At 45.0% G+C, this 18,626-nt stretch carries 13 protein-coding genes; 7 read left to right on the top strand and 6 right to left on the bottom strand.

Translation table 11 applies throughout. The features are described from left to right. Positions 1-43: 43 nt before the first annotated feature. Positions 44-382, bottom strand: coding sequence for a DUF952 domain-containing protein (locus MAS10914_RS0106085; RefSeq protein ID WP_017315019.1), 339 nt, complete (start codon positions 380-382; stop codon positions 44-46). A 51-nt stretch (positions 383-433) separates the two neighbouring features. Next, positions 434-856 (bottom strand): KGK domain-containing protein, encoded by a 423-nt coding sequence (locus tag MAS10914_RS0106090; RefSeq protein ID WP_026082360.1) that lies wholly within the window; start codon positions 854-856, stop codon positions 434-436. A 379-nt stretch (positions 857-1,235) separates the two neighbouring features. On the opposite strand from MAS10914_RS0106090, the gene glsA reads away from it, so the two are divergent. Then, on the top strand, positions 1,236-2,153 hold the full coding sequence (gene glsA / locus MAS10914_RS0106095) for a glutaminase A (protein ID WP_026082361.1): 918 nt from the start codon (positions 1,236-1,238) through the stop codon (positions 2,151-2,153). A 6-nt stretch (positions 2,154-2,159) separates the two neighbouring features. Here the strand turns inward: glsA and MAS10914_RS0106100 are convergent, their stop codons facing one another. Next, entirely contained in the window at positions 2,160-3,698 is a 1,539-nt protein-coding gene (locus tag MAS10914_RS0106100) for a hypothetical protein (RefSeq protein WP_017315022.1), read from the bottom strand. A gap of 601 nt (positions 3,699-4,299) precedes the next feature. On the opposite strand from MAS10914_RS0106100, the gene psaA reads away from it, so the two are divergent. The 4 genes from psaA (at position 4,300) to MAS10914_RS0106120 (ending at position 11,225) form a co-directional block, all read left to right on the top strand. Continuing rightward, a complete protein-coding gene (gene psaA / locus MAS10914_RS0106105; protein WP_017315023.1) occupies positions 4,300-6,558 on the top strand; it encodes a photosystem I core protein PsaA in 2,259 nt (752 codons plus the stop codon). Between the two features lie 126 nt (positions 6,559-6,684). Further along, a complete protein-coding gene (psaB, locus tag MAS10914_RS0106110; RefSeq protein ID WP_017315024.1) occupies positions 6,685-8,901 on the top strand; it encodes a photosystem I core protein PsaB in 2,217 nt (738 codons plus the stop codon). Between the two features lie 228 nt (positions 8,902-9,129). Further along, a complete protein-coding gene (locus tag MAS10914_RS0106115) occupies positions 9,130-10,092 on the top strand; it encodes a protochlorophyllide reductase (protein WP_017315025.1) in 963 nt (320 codons plus the stop codon). 224 nt (positions 10,093-10,316) lie between these two features. Continuing rightward, a complete protein-coding gene (locus tag MAS10914_RS0106120; RefSeq protein WP_026082362.1) occupies positions 10,317-11,225 on the top strand; it encodes a DNA-methyltransferase in 909 nt (302 codons plus the stop codon). Positions 11,226-11,263: 38 nt separating this feature from the next. On the opposite strand, the gene MAS10914_RS0106125 is transcribed toward MAS10914_RS0106120, so the two are convergent. Next, positions 11,264-11,476 (bottom strand): helix-turn-helix domain-containing protein, encoded by a 213-nt coding sequence (locus MAS10914_RS0106125; protein ID WP_017315027.1) that lies wholly within the window; start codon positions 11,474-11,476, stop codon positions 11,264-11,266. Positions 11,477-11,720: 244 nt separating this feature from the next. Here MAS10914_RS0106125 and MAS10914_RS29680 point away from each other — a divergent pair, with 244 nt between their 5' ends. After that, on the top strand, positions 11,721-12,734 hold the full coding sequence (locus MAS10914_RS29680) for an SGNH/GDSL hydrolase family protein (RefSeq protein WP_017315028.1): 1,014 nt from the start codon (positions 11,721-11,723) through the stop codon (positions 12,732-12,734). A 376-nt stretch (positions 12,735-13,110) separates the two neighbouring features. On the opposite strand, the gene MAS10914_RS0106135 is transcribed toward MAS10914_RS29680, so the two are convergent. Both MAS10914_RS0106135 and MAS10914_RS0106140 read right to left on the bottom strand, forming a co-directional pair. Further along, complete coding sequence (locus MAS10914_RS0106135) at positions 13,111-14,691, bottom strand: serine/threonine-protein kinase (protein WP_017315029.1); 1,581 nt, start codon at positions 14,689-14,691, stop codon at positions 13,111-13,113. A gap of 236 nt (positions 14,692-14,927) precedes the next feature. Beyond that, on the bottom strand, positions 14,928-17,000 hold the full coding sequence (locus MAS10914_RS0106140; protein ID WP_017315030.1) for a BamA/TamA family outer membrane protein: 2,073 nt from the start codon (positions 16,998-17,000) through the stop codon (positions 14,928-14,930). Between the two features lie 151 nt (positions 17,001-17,151). On the opposite strand from MAS10914_RS0106140, the gene MAS10914_RS0106145 reads away from it, so the two are divergent. Then, entirely contained in the window at positions 17,152-18,522 is a 1,371-nt protein-coding gene (locus MAS10914_RS0106145; RefSeq protein WP_017315031.1) for a lipid-A-disaccharide synthase-related protein, read from the top strand. Positions 18,523-18,626: the final 104 nt, after the last annotated feature.

Consider the following 18,626-nt stretch of genomic DNA (forward strand, 5'->3'; position numbering starts at 1 on the left):
GGTTATATAAAATTATTTTTTTTATAAAATTGCATTCGTATACTCAGATTTCTTCTGGCAATGTAAACAAGCCATCTTCGCCAGGTTCAAAGTCAATAACCTTGAACACAGCATCAATATTCAAAGCACCATAAATATGAGGAAATATTTCGCCTCCCTCGACACCTTCATAGCGAATATCCGGTTGAACTTTCTCCGAGTCAATACAAAGAAGTATCAATCCCTTTTGCTTGGGAAACAAGTCATTTGCCACTTTGATGACTTGCGTTGGTGTCGAACAGTGGATAAAACCTTCCAACTCTAGAGTATCACCGCGATATGTTCCTACGAATTTTGCTTGTTCCCATTGTTCGTGTTGGGTGATGTGTAAGATAGGGTTCATTGAGATTTTTGTAATACATTTTCTTAAGGTGGGCAGTGCCCACCCTACTCATTATTTATCAGATTGTATAATTTTACAAATTTCATCTAAAAGAAAGTCATGCTCAATAGGTTCATCAGGACAAAATTCCAAATAGAGTTTATTGTGATAGGGTGTGACTGATGATGTACATATCTGAATTTTCAGTTTTCCTTTCTGCCACGCATGCCCAGCAACCTTTAGAAGCTGACAATCTGTCACATAATTGTGTTGAATCTCCCTTAAATTTATCTTTTTTTGACCAATAGAGAGTTTACTTAAAAATTCCAGCATTGAAACCCCAGGATATAAGCTCGTGTATTCATAAATATGCTGCTGCAACTTATTTCTAATTTCTTCCTCAATCAACTCTTTTAATCTACTAACTTTAAAGGAATCTTTTCCCAGAAGTACGACATCATCATCACATTCTAGTGGTGTAAATTTTTCATCCATAACAACTTCAGTTTCAGTTATCAAGTGAGTCATGTCCACCTTATAATTTAACCTCACTTCATAGCGTATTCTGCCAATTTGCTGACATCAAGTTAGTGAAAATCTTGATAATAAAAAGTACTAACGGATTTTTCTTTCTGTCAAGATGTGCAAGCAATTGATACAACACTATGTCCAAAAGTCCAAGATGACGACTCTACCCTTAAGTTGTTGAAGAGACAAGGGTTTTTCAGTGTTAAACTAAGAGGTATTTTGCGGTTGTTCTGGCGCTGTGATGCGGCGCGGATTCAGTATCCTTTGCACTTAAGGGTAGGCGATTACCCAATTTTTCTCTTCCTTCTATAACCTTACCTGTAAATAGCTTGGGTCAGTAACTGTGATAGGCGGACTGGAAACACTAACCACTACTGAGTTATCAGCTTGGGTGCAACAAGCCAAAGCCTTGGCATATCAAGGACAAGTTGTTAACCGTATTCCCCAATTGGCTTTAGCTGATTCCCATTTGTTTGCAGTTTACATCTGCTGTGAAACGGGGCAAACTTACAGCCAAGGCGATACGGATTATATTTTCCCGCTGATGAGTACGATTAAGCCATTTTCACTGCTGTATCTATTAGAACAAGTGGGAGCAGAGACGGTTTTTCAATGGGTTGGGGTTGAACCATCGGATGCTCCCTTCAATTCCCTAGAACAACTGGTCGCTGATCATGGACGACCCCGCAATCCTATGATTAACAGTGGGGCAATTACCCTTGCTGATAAGTTGCCAGGAAAAAACGCCAGAGAGCGCTGTAAACGGCTCTGTCAATGGTTGAACCAACTGGCAGGTTGTCACCTCAAGTTGGATGAAGTTATGCTTGCTTCTGTGCGAACAGCTGGCTCCCAAGTAAATCGAGCCATGACGCAATATCTTACCAATGCAGCGTATATAAAGAATCCTGAGATAGCTCTTGACACTTATGAGGAAATATGCTGCCTCTCTGGTCACGTGGAAGACTTAGCCCGTCTGGGTTTACTTTTGGCTTTTGAAAGTGAATTGATTTTGCCGCAGCACCGTCGTATTGTTAACTCGCTCATGTTAACCTGTGGGCTGTATGAGGCTTCTTGTCAGTATGCCTTACAGATTGGTTTGCCAATGAAATCTGGTATCAGTGGCGCACTGCTTGCAATAGTACCAGATCAAGGGACGGTTGCCTGCTACAGTCCTGCTTTGGATAGTATAGGCAATCCTGTAGCGGCGATCGCTTTTGTTGAGGCTTTATCTAGAGGGTTACAGTTAAGTATTTTTGGGGGATAGTCATGATTAGTCGTTTTGGTCTTTAGTTTCCCCAGTTGAGTGTTCGGGTATGGTTGCCTTTTCTAATGTTTCAAGAGGTGATGGAGGCTCAATGACGTTCGGTGGGGTTTGCGGCAAAGTATGGGATGGCGCAGCATCCAGATACTGACGACGGTTAAAATATCTTCCTAATTCGGGTTTTTCTGGATCGGGAGCAATTTTTTGGGGTAATGTTGTTTCAGCTTCTGGCGTAACCTCTGGTTTGGGTTCTGCTGTGGTTTCTGGCTGCGGAGTCTCAATAATGTCTGGTAAGGTAGGAGTTAAACCAGGAGTTGGTTCAGCCGTTGTTTGTGGCGTTGATATCTTGCCTGCACGACGATTGAAATAGCCACCTGATTTTGGTTTTTCTGGCTGTGTTTGGGGCGGTTGTTGAGATTCAGTTGCAGGAGAGGATTGTTTTTCTGTTTGAGGTTGCGTTTGGGGTGTTTTTTCAACGCTGGGCGTTGAGGTTGGGGTAGGTGTAGGTTCAGGTTCAGGAATGGGCTGCTTTTCTTCCTTCAGTTGTGTTTGGGGTGTTTTTTCAACAGTAGGCGTTAAAGTTGGGGTGGGAGTAGGTTCGGCAGTTGGTACTTTGGCGGTATAATTTGGGTCTACAATCCTGCGAACTTGATCTGCTGAAAGTTCTCCTCTAACAATTTTAGATAGAGTGTCTTTCCCCTTGGGTTCATAGCTAATAAGTCTGACTGTGCTGTTGAAGACATTTTTCACAGGGTTTCCTTGTTCGTCGAGAAACTCAAGTTGTACCCAGTTTTTCCCTGGCTTAAAGCCTTTAAGGTAAACGGCTTGCCAGCGGTCTAAAACAAAGCTTTCACCATTAATTGTGCAGCGAATCCGCCAATCTGTTATGTCGTCAGTGGGGTTGTCTTTGGCAACTAGATGTAATGGGGCGTTAGTTAGGTAAAAGTCCAGTAAAATTGGTTCTGCACCGTAGCTCCCTTTGGGACGACTGTATGTTAAAAGTGGCTTGGTTGGGCCGGGGTTGTTGTCGTCAGTCTTAGTCAAGATGTGAAATGTTGACTGCGCGTAAGCACCTTCATTTTTAAAGCTTTCATGCCAAGGACGCGAGGCAAAGACACGTAAAGTATGAGTACCTGGAGACAAGTCCGGTAAAGCCAAGGGCTGATTTAGGTCGTATACGGCTATATAAGGTTCGTTATCAACAATGACGTGTAAATGGGGACCTAGATCCAGTTCTGGGTCTTTAAAGATAGGTAGGTCCTTAACCTGAAAGCGGACTGTAACTGTGTTGTCTTGGAGAATTTCATCCGGTTTTGGAGTAACTATTGTTACTTGTGGCTGATAAATTTCCAAGGCTGGGCGCAGTTCTTGGATTGTTGGTGGTGGGGAAACTTCTGAGATTTGCTTTGAAAGTTGAGCTTTTTCTGGCAAGCTGCCATATGGTTCTTGGCTAACGGCTTTCTCTCCACAACTCGTCAAACTTAATACAAGTACTGATGCCATCAGCAACCTGAGGATAGCAATTGCGGTCTTCCGCCACAAGTTCATGCTTTCCACCCAGTGATACTCCTATACAACTGACTGAATAATTTTGGCTCAAACTGTCCACTGGTCACTATAGCCCAAAAGGAGAAATCTTCGTAGAGTTATTGTCCCTAGGTACTTAAGCGTAAATAAATATCCACCCGTGTTATGGGGGTGTACTTACTATTATTTTTTACAAATCTTTAGAGGAGAATTTAATTAAGGCTTAAATATGTGTGGTAATCAAAATTGCCTCCATATATTAAGTGATATTAAGTAAAAACAGTGAAAAACGAAAAAATAGCTTTTTGTGGTAAGCACAGAAAATTTACGAATTGTTACCGTTTGTAAAATAAATGAAGAAAGTATTGACTTTTTGCCAAAAATTTCAAACCCAAAAGTAGATTAGACAACTCATCCAAGGATTTTGAATTATTGTTAACTTCTCTCTAACTGTGTACGAGATAAGCCTTTATAATTCAACAGAAAGCAATCTCCACGAGACCGTCTTCGTCGCTCCTCCAGTAGAGTCTATTTCTGGAGGATGTGATAAAGCTTAACCAAAGCTACGAAGACACTATGTGGTATTCATGATTTCTCAATCCTGGTAAAGAGGGGAGGTCGAATGACAATTAGTCCTCCGGAGCGAGAGGAGAAAAAGGCAAGAGTAATAGTTGATAATGATCCGGTACCAACCTCATTTGAACTGTGGTCAAAGCCGGGGCATTTCGACAGAAGCCTAGCCAAAGGTCCCAAAACTACTACATGGATTTGGAACCTGCACGCACTCGCCCATGATTTTGATACACATACAAGCGATTTAGAAGACATATCCCGCAAGATATTTTCGGCACACTTCGGACACTTAGCCGTAGTGACGATTTGGCTGAGCGGGATGATATTCCATGGCGCTCGTTTTTCAAACTATGAAGCTTGGCTGAGCGACCCCCTCAACATCAAGCCCAGCGCTCAAGTTGTTTGGCCTATTGTTGGTCAACAAATTTTAAACGCCGATGTCGGTGGTGGGTTCCATGGTATTCAAATCACCTCCGGCTTTTTCTACATCTGGCGTGGTTGGGGTATTACGAACTCATTCCAGCTATATTGCACTGCCATAGGTGGTTTGGTATTAGCAGGCTTGTTCTTGTTTGCTGGTTGGTTCCACTATCACAAGCGTGCTCCCAAACTGGAATGGTTCCAGAACGTGGAGTCGATGCTGAATCACCACTTAGCAGGACTATTGGGCTTGGGTTCCTTGGGGTGGACAGGTCACCTAATTCACGTATCCGCGCCTATTAACAAGCTGTTGGATGCGGGAGTTTCCATCAAAGATGTGCCGTTACCTCACGAGTACATTTTGAACCGTGACTTGATAACCGAGCTGTTCCCCAGCTTTGCCAACGGTTTAACGCCTTTCTGGACGTTGAACTGGGGTCAGTATGCGGACTTCCTCACCTTCAAAGGTGGTTTGAACCCAGTCACAGGCGGCTTGTGGATTACAGATATTGCCCATCACCACTTGGCGATCGCGGTACTGTTCATCATTGCAGGTCACCAATACCGTACCAACTGGGGTATCGGTCACAGCATCAAAGAGATTCTGGAAAACCATAAAGGTCCCTTCACTGGTGACGGTCACAAAGGTCTCTACGAAAACCTCACCACATCTTGGCACGCTCAGTTGGCAGTCAACCTGGCAATGCTGGGTTCCTTGACCATCATCGTGGCGCACCATATGTACGCGATGCCTCCGTATCCGTACTTAGCAACAGACTACGCCACCCAACTGTGCATATTTACTCACCATATGTGGATCGGGGCATTCCTGATCGTTGGTGCAGGTGCTCACGCTTCCATCTTCATGGTGCGGGATTACGATCCCGTGGTGAACCAGAATAACGTGCTAGATAGAGTGCTTCGTCACAGAGACGCAATCATCTCTCACTTGAACTGGGTATGTATGTTCCTTGGCTTCCACAGCTTTGGACTGTATATACACAACGACACCATGCGTGCCTTGGGTCGTCCCCAAGATATGTTCTCGGATACAGCAATTCAGTTGCAGCCAGTGTTTGCCCAGTGGGTGCAAAACTTGCACACGGTCGCTCCTGGTGCAAGCGCACCCAATGCACTGGAACCCGTTAGCTATGTATTTGGCGGCGGTATTCTAGCTGTAGGCGGCAAAGTGGCAATGATGCCCATGGCACTGGGTACGGCGGACTTCATGATCCACCATATTCACGCCTTCCAAATCCATGTCACGGTGTTGATTCTGTTGAAGGGATTTCTGTTTGCCCGCAGTTCTCGTCTGGTTCCAGACAAAATGAACTTGGGCTTCCGGTTCCCCTGCGATGGTCCTGGTCGTGGCGGTACCTGTCAGGTATCTGGTTGGGATCACGTATTCCTCGGTTTGTTCTGGATGTACAACACCATTTCTATTGCGATTTTCCACTTCAGCTGGAAGATGCAATCTGATATCTGGGGCACTGTAGACTCAGATGGTGTTGTGTCTCACATCACTGGTGGTAACTTTGCCCAAAGTGCAATCACAATCAACGGCTGGTTGCGTGACTTCCAATGGGCACAAGCTGTACAAGTGATTAACTCCTACGGCAGTGCGCTGTCGGCGTATGGTCTACTGTTCTTAGGCGCTCACTTTGTCTGGGCATTTAGCTTGATGTTCCTGTTTAGTGGTCGTGGCTACTGGCAAGAACTGATTGAGTCGATTGTTTGGGCGCATAATAAACTGAAAGTAGCACCATCAATTCAGCCTCGCGCTCTAAGCATCATTCAGGGTCGGGCTGTTGGGGTAGCTCACTTCCTCTTGGGAGGAATTGTCACCACCTGGGCGTTCTTCCATGCACGAATCATTTCACTAGGCTAAAAATTTAGCTTTACGAGTTATGAGTTTTGAGTTTTGAGTTTTGAGATAAAAACTCACCAGCTCAGAACTCATAACTCAGAACTTTAAGAACCCTGATGGCTGAAGGTCAGAGGATTTATCAAACCAATGGCAACAAAATTTCCTAAATTTAACCAGGATCTCGCACAAGACCCGACTACACGTCGGATCTGGTATGCGATGGCTATGGGAAATGATTTTGAAAGCCACGATGGCATGACAGAAGAAAATCTTTACCAAAAGATTTTCGCGACTCACTTCGGTCATGTGGCAATCATCTTCCTATGGGCATCCAGCCTCCTGTTCCATGTAGCCTGGCAAGGTAACTTTGAACAGTGGATTAAAGATCCTCTTCATATTCGCCCAATCGCCCATGCGATTTGGGACCCTCACTTCGGTAAACCAGCAATAGAAGCTTTTACCCAAGGCGGCGCAAGCAATCCAGTAAACATTGCTTACTCTGGTGTCTACCACTGGTGGTACACCATCGGGATGCGGACGAACGGTGACCTATATCAAGGAGCAGTGTTCCTTCTCCTGTTAGCAGCGGTCTTCTTGTTTGCTGGTTGGTTACACTTGCAGCCCAAGTACCGTCCTAGCTTAGCTTGGTTTAAGAGTGCTGAACCTCGTCTGAACCACCACTTGGCAGGTTTGTTTGGTGTCAGCTCTTTAGCTTGGACTGGTCACTTGGTTCACGTTGCTATCCCTGAATCTCGCGGACAGCACGTAGGTTGGGATAACTTCCTGACAACCCTGCCACACCCAGAAGGTTTGGGACCATTCTTCACAGGTAACTGGGGCGTTTACGCTGCTAACCCTGACACTGCGAACCATGTGTTTGGTACATCTCAAGGTGCAGGAACTGCAATTCTGACATTCTTGGGTGGATTCCATCCCCAGACTCAGTCGCTGTGGTTGACCGATATGGCTCACCACCACCTGGCGATCGCGGTTATCTTTATCATCGCCGGTCACCAGTACAGAACTAACTTCGGGATTGGTCACAGCATCAAAGAAATGCTGAATGCCAAGAACTTCTTCGGCGTCAACACCGAAGGTCAGTTCAACCTGCCTCACCAAGGTCTGTACGACACCTATAACAACTCCCTGCACTTCCAGTTGTCCATACACCTGGCAGCACTGGGTACTGCTCTTTCCTTGGTGGCGCAGCACATGTACGCACTGCCTCCTTACGCCTTCATGGCTAAGGACTACACCACCCAGGCATGTCTGTACACCCACCACCAGTATCTTGCTGTGTTCTTCATGGTCGGTGCTTTCGCCCACGCCGGAATTTTCTGGGTGCGCGACTACGATCCAGACCAAAATAAGGGCAACGTACTTGATCGCGTACTGAAGCACAAAGAAGCGATTATCTCCCACCTGAGCTGGGTATCCCTTTTCTTGGGCTTCCACACTTTAGGTTTGTACGTCCACAACGACGTAGTTGTTGCCTTCGGCACCCCTGAGAAGCAAATCCTGATTGAGCCTGTGTTTGCACAGTTTATTCAGGCTTCTCACGGTAAAGTGCTGTACGGCTTGAACACTCTGCTGTCCAACCCTGACAGTATTGCTTCCACCGCTGGCGCTCCTTGGTTACCCGGTTGGGTGGATGCTATCAACAATGGCACCAACTCCTTGTTCTTGACCATTGGTCCTGGTGACTTCTTAGTACACCACGCCTTCGCACTGGCTATACACACAACTGTCCTGATTTGTGTTAAAGGTGCGTTGGATGCCCGTGGTACCAAGCTGATGCCCGACAAAAAGGATTTCGGTTTCACCTTCCCTTGTGACGGTCCTGGTCGTGGCGGTACTTGCCAAACTTCCTCTTGGGAACAGTCCTTCTACCTCGCCTTGTTCTGGGCGCTCAACACCGTTGGTTGGGTAACCTTCTACTGGCACTGGAAGCATTTGGGTATTTGGCAAGGCAACGTAGCACAGTTCAACGAGTCCTCTACATACCTCATGGGCTGGCTGCGCGATTACCTCTGGGCTAACTCTGCTCAATTGATTAACGGGTACAACCCCTACGGCATGAATAACCTGTCTGTCTGGAACTGGATGTTCCTCTTCGGACACCTAGTTTGGGCAACCGGCTTCATGTTCCTGATCTCTTGGAGAGGTTACTGGCAAGAGTTGATCGAAACTCTAGTTTGGGCACACGAACGCACACCCTTGGCGAATCTAGTTCGCTGGAAGGATAAGCCAGTTGCTTTGTCCATCGTCCAAGGTTGGTTGGTTGGTCTAGCACACTTCACTGTTGGCTATGTCCTCACCTACGCAGCGTTCCTCATTGCTGCTACTGCTGGTAAGTTCGGTTAATTCGGCTACTAGAAGTTTAGTAGGTAAGTCATTGAAATCCTCCGCCGCAAGGCGGGGGATTTTTTAGATCAGTTAATCTTAAAAGCTTGCTTTAATCTTCCAGATCTCCCAATGATCTGAAAGTGGCTTTTTGGGCTTCCGTTAATTGAGGTCAAACTGGCGAAGCTGGTGGCTCAGTGGTGTGAGATCATGGAGACAGTCAACGGCGGTCAATGAAGTTTGAACAGAATGGAACAACGTCGCAAGTCAACGGTCGTGATTACGGGTGCCTCCTCGGGGGTCGGTTTGCAAGCCGCAAAAGCTCTTTCCCAAAGGGGATGGCATGTGGTGATGGCCTGTCGGGATTTATCGAAAGCGGAAAAAGCTGCCCAAACGGTGGGAATGCCGCAGGACAGCTACACCATCATGCATATCGACTTGGCCTCTTTAGAGAGCGTTCGGCAGTTTGTGAACAACTTCAGGGCGAGCAGCAGATCCCTGGACGCCTTGGTGTGCAACGCTGCAATTTATATGCCTTTGTTAAAGGAGCCGTTGCGAAGTCCAGAAGGCTTTGAGTTAAGCGTTGCCACAAATCACCTCGGACATTTCCTCCTATGTAACCTCATGCTTGAGGATCTGAAGAATTCATCTGCTGCAGAGCGGAGGCTCGTCATTTTGGGAACCGTGACACACAACCCGGACGAACTGGGTGGCAAAATTCCGCCTCGTCCAGACTTGGGTGATCTCAAGGGCTTTGCAGAGGGCTTTAAAGCGCCGATCGCGATGATTGACGGCAAAAAGTTTGAACCTGTCAAGGCTTACAAAGACAGCAAAGTCTGCAACGTACTGACCATGAGGGAGCTACATCGGCGCTATCACGAGTCAACCGGCATCGTCTTCAGTTCTCTCTACCCCGGGTGTGTTGCAACAACGGCTCTATTCCGAAACCACTATCCCCTGTTTCAGAAACTCTTCCCAGTTTTCCAGAAGTACATTACTGGGGGTTTCGTGTCCCAGGAGTTGTCTGGCGAGCGGGTCGCGGCGGTGGTCGCTGATCCTGAATACAATCAATCTGGTGTCTATTGGAGCTGGGGAAATCGACAGAAGAAAGATGGCAAATCGTTTGTTCAAAAGGTTTCTCCCCAAGCACGCGATGATGAAAAAGCCGAGCGGATGTGGGATCTGAGTACGAAGTTGGTTGGACTTGCGTAACTCCCACGCAAATTATCCAGTATAAGCGAGAACTCAGAACTCAGTAGTCAGCAATTGGAAATTATTCTGGGTTCTATGTTCTGCATTCTTTCAGAAGCTATTCTATCCAATTGAAACTCGCGATAGATAAGCAATCATTAGAAACTTTGAAAGGTTGCCTCGTCGTTGCAGATGACATCCAGACACAAATCCGTCGTCCTCCTATTTCTGAAGCATTAGAACTCTTGACACAAGAACATCTAACACCACAAAAAACACTAAATTTTACACCTTACTATCTTCAAAAAAATGGGGCAGCATATTTAGGTGATAGCCTAAAACTACTTACATTTATCAAAGACAACAATATCAATTTAATCCTAACCTCACCCCCCTTTGCACTGACACGCAAAAAAGAATACGGCAACGAAAGTGCAGAAAAATATATAGAATGGTTCCTTCCTTTTGCCTACGAATTTAAAAGAGTTTTAGCAGAGAATGGCTCTTTTATTTTAGATTTAGGTGGTGCTTACCTTCCTGGTCATCCTGTGCGGAGTATCTACCAATATGACCTTTTATTGAGGTTGTGTAAGGAAGTCGGCTTTTTTCTGGCTCAAGAATTTTATCACTATAATCCTGCACGACTGCCAACTCCTGCTGAGTGGGTGACAATCAGGCGAATTCGTGTTAAAGATTCAGTGAATGTGGTTTGGTGGTTGTCCAAAACACCTCACCCCAAAGCAGATAATAGAAAAGTTTTAAAACCTTATAGCCAAAGCATGAAACAATTACTTAAAAATGGCTATAAGGCAAAAATACGTCCCAGTGGTCACGATATTTCTGAGAAATTTCAAAAGGATAATCAGGGCGCTATTCCACCAAATTTACTAGAACTTGCCAATACTGAATCTAATAGTGCTTACCTGCGACGGTGTAAAGCTGCAGGAATTCAACCACATCCAGCACGTTTTCCTCAAAGTTTTGCAGAATTCTTCATCAAATTTTTGACTGATGAAGGTGATATTGTGTTAGATCCATTTGCAGGTTCCAACACAACGGGTTTCGTTGCAGAAATCTTACAACGTAAATGGATTTCTTTTGAAATGAATGAGGATTATATTATCGGCAGTCGTTACCGATTTGAAGATTCATAAATTGAAATCAGCAACTTAGAAACACAATAACTTGTCGCCTACTCCTGTAGAATTTCCACCAAATCCTCAATCATGACATCAAAGGTGCGAGCTAACTTTTGTAGGTAAACAAAGTCCACTGTTGACATCCCCGGACAGCGAGCATAATGTCTGACAGTACTGTAACCAACTCCAGAACGGTCAGAAACTTCCTTGAGTGTCCACCCGTTTTGGGCTGCAAACTCCCTAACCCGCAGTCTTACTATTCCCATAATCAACTTGACAAATGATAGTATCTTATCATTGTTTTGTGATGAGCTTAATTTCTTACAACAATGAAAACTGCTATAAGCAATATGCATAAACCTTGAAGAGATTATAAATCCAGTCGTGCCAGGCTTTACAGAAATAGGTAGATCAATAAAAATAATGAGATAGCTAACTAAAAAATTTCCTGAATTCAACTAGTCAATGCTGTCAATAGGAAAAAGCAGTAAGTGGAGGAGAAATATCAAGATGAGGGAGCTTTATCTGTTGGCAGCAGGCTTGTTAACAGGATTAGTAATACCAGCATCAACTCTTCCACATTTGTCAATTGTCAAGTCAGAAAATAGTGGAGTCCTTTGGAATTTAAAAGACGATACAAAGCCAACTAAAGGTGAAAAAATATTCTCTAGTGCGGAGATTTCTCCGCCAGAATTGAGGGATTCTGGGTTGTCAAAGCCAGTAGAACCATATCTCAACTCAAACACTCAACTAATTCCCCACAAAATTATAACTGGAAACCAACTCTACTACAAAAGGTTAGCCGCCCTGAAAGCAGGTCAGATATATCCCAGCTTACCTGATGACAACATGAAGTCATCATTGATATCTGCGAAGAAAACTCAACTTACATATGAGGATTGGAAAAGCTTATTGGCTATGGAAGCCAAAGCCATGGCTCAAGGTCAAGGTGACAAACGTCTGGAAATCCTAGTGGGTGATTCTTTAAGTTTGTGGTTTCCTCGAGAAAAATTTCCTGTAGGTAGATTGTGGCTGAATCAGGGAATATCTGGAGATACTTCTAATGGTGTGTTAAAAAGATTGTCTGCTTTTTCTAAAACCAGACCAGATGTCATTTTTGTTATGGCTGGAATTAACGACTTGCGAAAAGGTACGAAAGACGAAATTATCTTACGCAATCAGATCCAGATTGTTCGCAGGCTACGAAAAACTCATCCAAAAACTAGAATTTTTATCCAATCGATTCTGCCAACTCGTTTGTCAAAAATCCCCAACACCCGTATTCGTCATCTCAACCATCAACTTGCCCTCATTGCTAGACAAGAAGGAGCTGATTATTTAAATCTTTATGATTGGTTTGTAGATTTTCAAGGGAATTTGCGAGAAGAATTGACCACAGATGGATTGCATCTGAGTAGAGAAGGGTATGAAGTTTGGCAATCGGTACTAAATCAAGTAGATTACAAGCACAATCCGAGAAGAGTCTTTAGAAGACCACACAGTAAAAACTCAGAACTCAGTTGAGCATCCCCAGAAATATAGCGCTTCTCACTTGAATGAAGTACAAATTTATCTGTGTGCATCTGTGTGCATCTGTGGTTCATTATTTCTTTGTCTACCTTACCCAATTGCAAACCTCTATAAATGCGCGCTTATTTAAACAAGGACGCCGTATTCCTCGTACATCAGTTATGAGTTATAAGTTATCACTGTTCACTGTTCACTGCTAACTGACTACTGAGTTCTGTGTTCTGAGTTTAATCTTGCGGTCAATAGTCAAAAAACTTTGGACTATTGACTACTAGTCATCAGTTTGTGGCTTTTCCTGCTCCTTAATCTTCCTGACGAGGTTGCAGTTGGGTTGGAGTTTCAGCGGATGATGAATTTTGCTTCATGTGTTCTATTGTGGGGAGTGTTCTATTGTGGGGACAACGACAGCAGGAGGATTTGACTGATTCGACTCCACAGTAGACGGCTGTGCTGGTACAACAACAGAAGAATTATTTGGTTGACTGGGTGGTGGCGACGATTCAGAAGCACCACGAGAAGACGGTGAAGAGGAAGTACTGCGAGATTCACGTATTGCTCGTAGTCGCTCAACTAACGGCGGCGGGGAAGCAGTGCTAGGCGAAGGAGAAGCTTCCTGCGATTCTTGCTGAGGTTGGCGAGGTTGGGATTTTCTGGAGTTGGTTTGTGGCGATTCTTGTGTCACATTGCTATCAGGAGATTGTTCAGTTGGAACACGACGGACACGCCTACGCCGTACTGAACTAGAAGCAGGTGTAGATTCTTGCGATGCACTATTCTCTTTTTCTGTGGTGTTAGTTTCTGTATTTGAAGGCAAAGGTGTGAAATCTATTGTAGGTGTCTCGTTAACATCACGCTTTTCCACAACAGGTTGAGGGAATGAGCGTGGCTGATTTCTGGTCAACACACTTGTGACAGCAAAACCTGCTGTAGCAGCCACAAGGGCTACACCTGTAGCAATCAACACCTTAGGTGATGAAAGTTTGTTCACAACTTTGTTGAGCTTGACATTTCCCAAAGGTGATGGAGTTGGCGTTTTTCTGACAGCCGCCACTTCCCCAGGCAAATTTTTTGGGTATGCTTGGGCAGATAAATTAATAGTTGGCACTGTTTTTGTGATCACCGATTGCTGTGTACCACTCACCAGATTCCCCGGTAGCAGCAGCAACCACTCTGCAACTGTCTGCGGACGAAAGCGAGCCTCAATTGCCATACCACGCATGATCGATTGATTGACAGCAGCACTTAAGTGGGGTTGCAACTCGCGGGGAGAAGGCATTTGTTCGCGATCGCGTAGCAGTGCTGGCATAGGCACTTGTGCTGTCAACAGTGCATACAGTGTTGCAGCCAAACCATAAACATCGGTTGCAGGAGTGCGGGTTGCTTGCGACAGGTATTGCTCAATTGGGGAATAGCCCTCAGAAACAATACCTGTGTGAGTTTGCCTGACTCCATTGTTAAATTCCCGTGCAATGCCAAAATCAATCAACACCACCTCCTGAGTTCCTTGGCGGAGGATAATATTATCCGGTTTCACATCCCGATGCAGCAAAGCATTTTGATGCACAACCTGCAACGCAGCTCCAATCTGGCGGATATAATGAATTGCTGTCGCTTCTGGTAAAGGTATCCCGGGTAAGATATATGCCTCTGCCAAAGTTTCACCAGGAATATATTCCATCACCATGTAAGGCAATGCATCTTCAATAAAAAAATCGCTCACCCGGACAATATTCGGGTGGATACAAGTCGCTAATCGTCTTGCCTCATCTTGGAATTGCCGCTCGAACCTGACAAAATCAGGATGTTGCCGCAGCTTCTCATTAAGAGTTTTAATCACCACCACTTGATTCAAGAAATGATGAGTCGCTTTGAACGTAATACCAAAGCCGCCTCGACCTATTTCCTGGTCTAAAGTATATTTCCCACCCTGCAAAGTTTTACCAGCTAACATAGAGAGTCCTGAGTATTGAAGTGCTGAGTAACTATCTATAATGAGACTGCGTCATAAACGGAATCTAAAAGCCTCAAAGCTCCAGTCTTGAGTCCTGAGTCTAACCCCAATCCTAAGAGATATCACATCTGATTCATTACTCAGCATTCTTAAACGACCTCACCTCACAGATAACTCTTCTTAAGATTTTCCTCTCCATAATATACTTAGCACCCTCCACTCAACACTCTGCACATTTAGAAGCGTTGACCAATACCGAAATGCAAACGGCTTTCTCCTTGGTCATTCAAGCCAAAGTCAGCCCGAATTAAGCCCAAGGGTGAGTCAAAGCGCACCCCCGCCCCATAACCAAAACCAGTCCCTGGTTTGCCACGAACTCCCGCAGGTTCGCCCAATACAGTGTCACCAGAACCTAAGTCTGAGGCAAAGTCAGCAAATAACACACCCCCCAAAACTTGGATGATAGGAAAGCGATATTCTGCTGAAGCCAACACATAACTGCGACCACTACCAATATCACCGCCATCGTAACCGCGCACTGAATCGGGACCGCCCAAGTTAAAGCTTTCATAAGGCGGTAAATCGCCAATGACTGTACCAGCTTGAAGATTCAGGGCAAAGACTTGTGGTTTTTTAGATTCAAATAACTTTACGGGTGTAAACTGGCTATAGTTTGCCCGGATGCGATTCATCGAAATATCCCCTTGTCCAAAGGGAATTGATTGCTCGGTACTGAGTTTGAGAACAGAACCTGCAGTCGGATTCAAGGGATTATCCCGTTGGTCCTTGGTGGCGCTTAAGGAGACAGTCGTCAGATCATCAATACCAGTCCCACTCAAAGATAGAGAATTCCCCTTTTCATCGGTTGGAGTAATTTTCCCATCGCGATCGCGAATGCTGACACGGGTATAGTTGAATCCCAAGGAAGTATCCCACTCGTCAATCGGGCGCTGTAAGCTAAAACTTCCCCCAACTCGACCTTCGCGCACTCTGTCGCCATTTGCCAGTTTGATGTCACCATCAAAAGTGTCAGAAAGTCCTCGCTTGCGGAACGCATTCACACTATAGCCAAAGCGATCTGGATTAGTTTCCCGGTAAGGACTGGTAAACTTGGAATCAAATTGAAAGTCACGCCTACCGACTTCAAGATTCACACCTAAAGTATCGTTAACCCCGCCGACATTCTGATCTCGATAAGTTAAAGTGCCTACTATCCCTTGATCAGCATTGTAATTGCCACCTACGTTAACAGAACGTGCCCCTATTTCCTTGACTTCGTAAATCACATCCAGTTTTGTCGCATCTCCTTCAAAAGCAACGTTAACAGTCTCAAACAACCTTGTCTTATAGAGTTGCTGTAAGTCTTGTTTTGCTAAACTTTCTTGATAAACTTGTCCTGGCTTGAGCTTCAGCTGTTGTTGCAAGAAATCTGTTTTGGTGCGTCCTTCCACCAGCTTACCCTTGTCATCAACTGTCTTACCTTCGTCGTTGACAAAGCGAAACTTGATATCGTTCACCACACCTTCAGCCACATTCAAGGTCAGGATGCCTTCAGTGCTGGGTCTGATTGATATCACCCGCGCAACTTTATAACCATTGTCAGCGTACCATTTATTAATTTGTTGTACTGCTTCCTTGAGAGCATTGGGACTGATGACTTGTCCTATTTGAGGTTGCAAGCGTTCCCAGGCGATTTGATAAGTGAGCGCTTGAGCACCTGAAAGTTGCACAGAGCGCACAACAACTGGTTGTACTTCATACACTACATTTAAGCCAGCAGGTGTAGTGCTAGTATTCACACGAGCATTGGTAAATAAACCTGTCTCCAAAATTGCTGCGACATCGTTCTGTCGCTGACTTTGACTAGTTTCTCCACCAGCCTGAGTTTTAATGACGCCGCGAATGATCTGCTGCAATTCCTCAGTGGCTCCTACTATCTGCACTTCTGTAGCTGTGACTATTAATTCACTGTCACCAGAAGTGGGAGAGGAGGGGAGAGGGGGAGTGGAAGAGGAAGGAAGTACTACTGAAGAATTCCCCTTTTCCTTTTGCGTACCTATCAAGACTGAATTATTGCTACCACTACTTTGCACGCTACCCGATTTTTGGGAGAATTGTCCAATAACGACTGTTTCCGGTGGGGAAATTGCCTCTATCCGTGCAGGTGTTTCTTCAGTCACCGGCACCACCAAGGTATCTGGTGTTTCAGCTTGATGAGGAGTGTTCGAGGGTTCAGCCAATGCTTGCTGATTAGCATTGCCAGCGACCAAAGTCGCTAAAGTAAAAATTGCAGCAGAAGAAACTCGCATAATAGTAGTCTTATTAACTGGGAGTTAGTTTGTACTTCCGTACTGAGGTTAGGCAATGGGGATAATACTAACTTCCAGCAGCTTCGCCGATTGATACCCCCATTCATTCCTCTTGTGCCAAAAGACAGTTATTTTTGAGTTTTTGTTTCTCATGAGTGATTCATCACCGTTCCCCCTAACCTCTAACTCCGCAAAAGATTCGCACTTGCGGTTACTTGTTTTAAGCAATGGACATGGAGAGGATGTCATCGCAGTCCGTATTTTGCAAGAACTTCAGCAACAACCCAACCCACCGGAAATCTTTGCTTTGCCGTTAGTGGGACAAGGACATGCTTACCAACAGTTGGATATTCCCCTGGTTGGTTCAGTACGCACGATGCCCTCTGGTGGTTTTATTTACATGGATGGACGCCAACTCGTGCGAGATGTACAGGGTGGTTTGTTAGAATTGACCTCAAGTCAAATTAAAGCCATACGCCACTGGATAAATACTCAGAAAAAATCAGGACACAGGACAGCTATCTTAGCGGTGGGCGATATTGTACCACTGTTATTCGCGTGGTTGAGTGGTGCTAACTATGGCTTCGTAGGCACAGCGAAATCAGAGTACTACGTGCGAGATGAAGTCAGTTTATTAAAACGGAAAAATAGAGCCGCATGGTGGGAAAGCTTTTCAGGTTCAGTTTACCACCCCTGGGAACGTTGGTTGATGAGCCGTCATCGTTGCAAGGTCGTGTTTCCCAGAGACTCGCTGACAACAGAGATATTGAAAAGGTGGCCCATCCCTGCTTTTGATTTGGGGAACCCGATGATGGATGGTTTGGAACCAACAATTCCACGCCAAAGATTTTATAGTGCTGACGTAGAAAAGCAAGAATTAGCTCGACCTTTAATTATCACTCTCCTCCCTGGCTCCCGTCCCCCAGAAGCATATGCTAACTGGCAACAGATTATGATTGCTGTATCTGCAATGATGGCGCTTTTGAGAGAGCGAGATTTAGTCGGACACACTTCTGGGACAGTCGTGTTTTTGGCTGCGATCGCACCCAGCTTACACCTTGAGAGTATACGTCAAATTCTCCAATCTCAAGGCTGGCGTCCCCACGCTGAACCTCCAACAAAAATTCCTGATCCAGATGCCTTGACATTTAAGCAGAAAAATGCGTATTTTATCGTATCGCAAAATGCCTATAACGACTGTTTGCATTTAGGAGATTTGGCGATCGCAATGGCAGGGACGGCGACAGAGCAATTTGTGGGTTTAGGTAAACCAGCAATTACTATTCCCGGACAAGGTCCTCAGTTTACCCCTGCCTTTGCTGAAGCACAAAGCCGTCATTTAGGACAATCTGTGATTTTAGTAGAAGAACCAGCACAAGTTGCTAACGTGCTAAAGTCACTGCTTGCCAACCCAGACACTGTGCAAGTCATTGCAGAAAATGGCATACGGCGAATGGGGAAACCAGGAGCAGCCAAACGGATTGCTGAGTATTTGATGGAGCTATTGTGGAATGAGTATTAGACTTCTTGTAAAAATACGATTTATAAATTTTTGAACCACAGATGGACACAGATGGACATAGATAAATACTGGTGTCCATCTGTGGTTTAAGCTCAACAAAAATA

The sequence above is a fragment of the Mastigocladopsis repens PCC 10914 genome, assembly GCF_000315565.1.
GTDB classification, from domain to species: Bacteria; Cyanobacteriota; Cyanobacteriia; order Cyanobacteriales; family Nostocaceae; genus Mastigocladopsis; species Mastigocladopsis repens.

Coding starts and splice junctions, on each gene's coding strand:
- MAS10914_RS0106085 (WP_017315019.1), bottom strand. CDS start 382: ATGAACCCTATCTTACACATCACCCAACACGAACAATGGGAACAAGCA.
- MAS10914_RS0106090 (WP_026082360.1), bottom strand. CDS start 856: ATGGATGAAAAATTTACACCACTAGAATGTGATGATGATGTCGTACTT.
- MAS10914_RS0106145 (WP_017315031.1), top strand. CDS start 17,152: ATGAGTGATTCATCACCGTTCCCCCTAACCTCTAACTCCGCAAAAGAT.
- psaA (WP_017315023.1), top strand. CDS start 4,300: ATGACAATTAGTCCTCCGGAGCGAGAGGAGAAAAAGGCAAGAGTAATA.
- MAS10914_RS0106135 (WP_017315029.1), bottom strand. CDS start 14,691: ATGTTAGCTGGTAAAACTTTGCAGGGTGGGAAATATACTTTAGACCAG.
- MAS10914_RS0106100 (WP_017315022.1), bottom strand. CDS start 3,698: ATGAACTTGTGGCGGAAGACCGCAATTGCTATCCTCAGGTTGCTGATG.
- MAS10914_RS0106125 (WP_017315027.1), bottom strand. CDS start 11,476: ATGGGAATAGTAAGACTGCGGGTTAGGGAGTTTGCAGCCCAAAACGGG.
- MAS10914_RS29680 (WP_017315028.1), top strand. CDS start 11,721: ATGAGGGAGCTTTATCTGTTGGCAGCAGGCTTGTTAACAGGATTAGTA.
- MAS10914_RS0106115 (WP_017315025.1), top strand. CDS start 9,130: ATGGAACAACGTCGCAAGTCAACGGTCGTGATTACGGGTGCCTCCTCG.
- psaB (WP_017315024.1), top strand. CDS start 6,685: ATGGCAACAAAATTTCCTAAATTTAACCAGGATCTCGCACAAGACCCG.
- MAS10914_RS0106140 (WP_017315030.1), bottom strand. CDS start 17,000: ATGCGAGTTTCTTCTGCTGCAATTTTTACTTTAGCGACTTTGGTCGCT.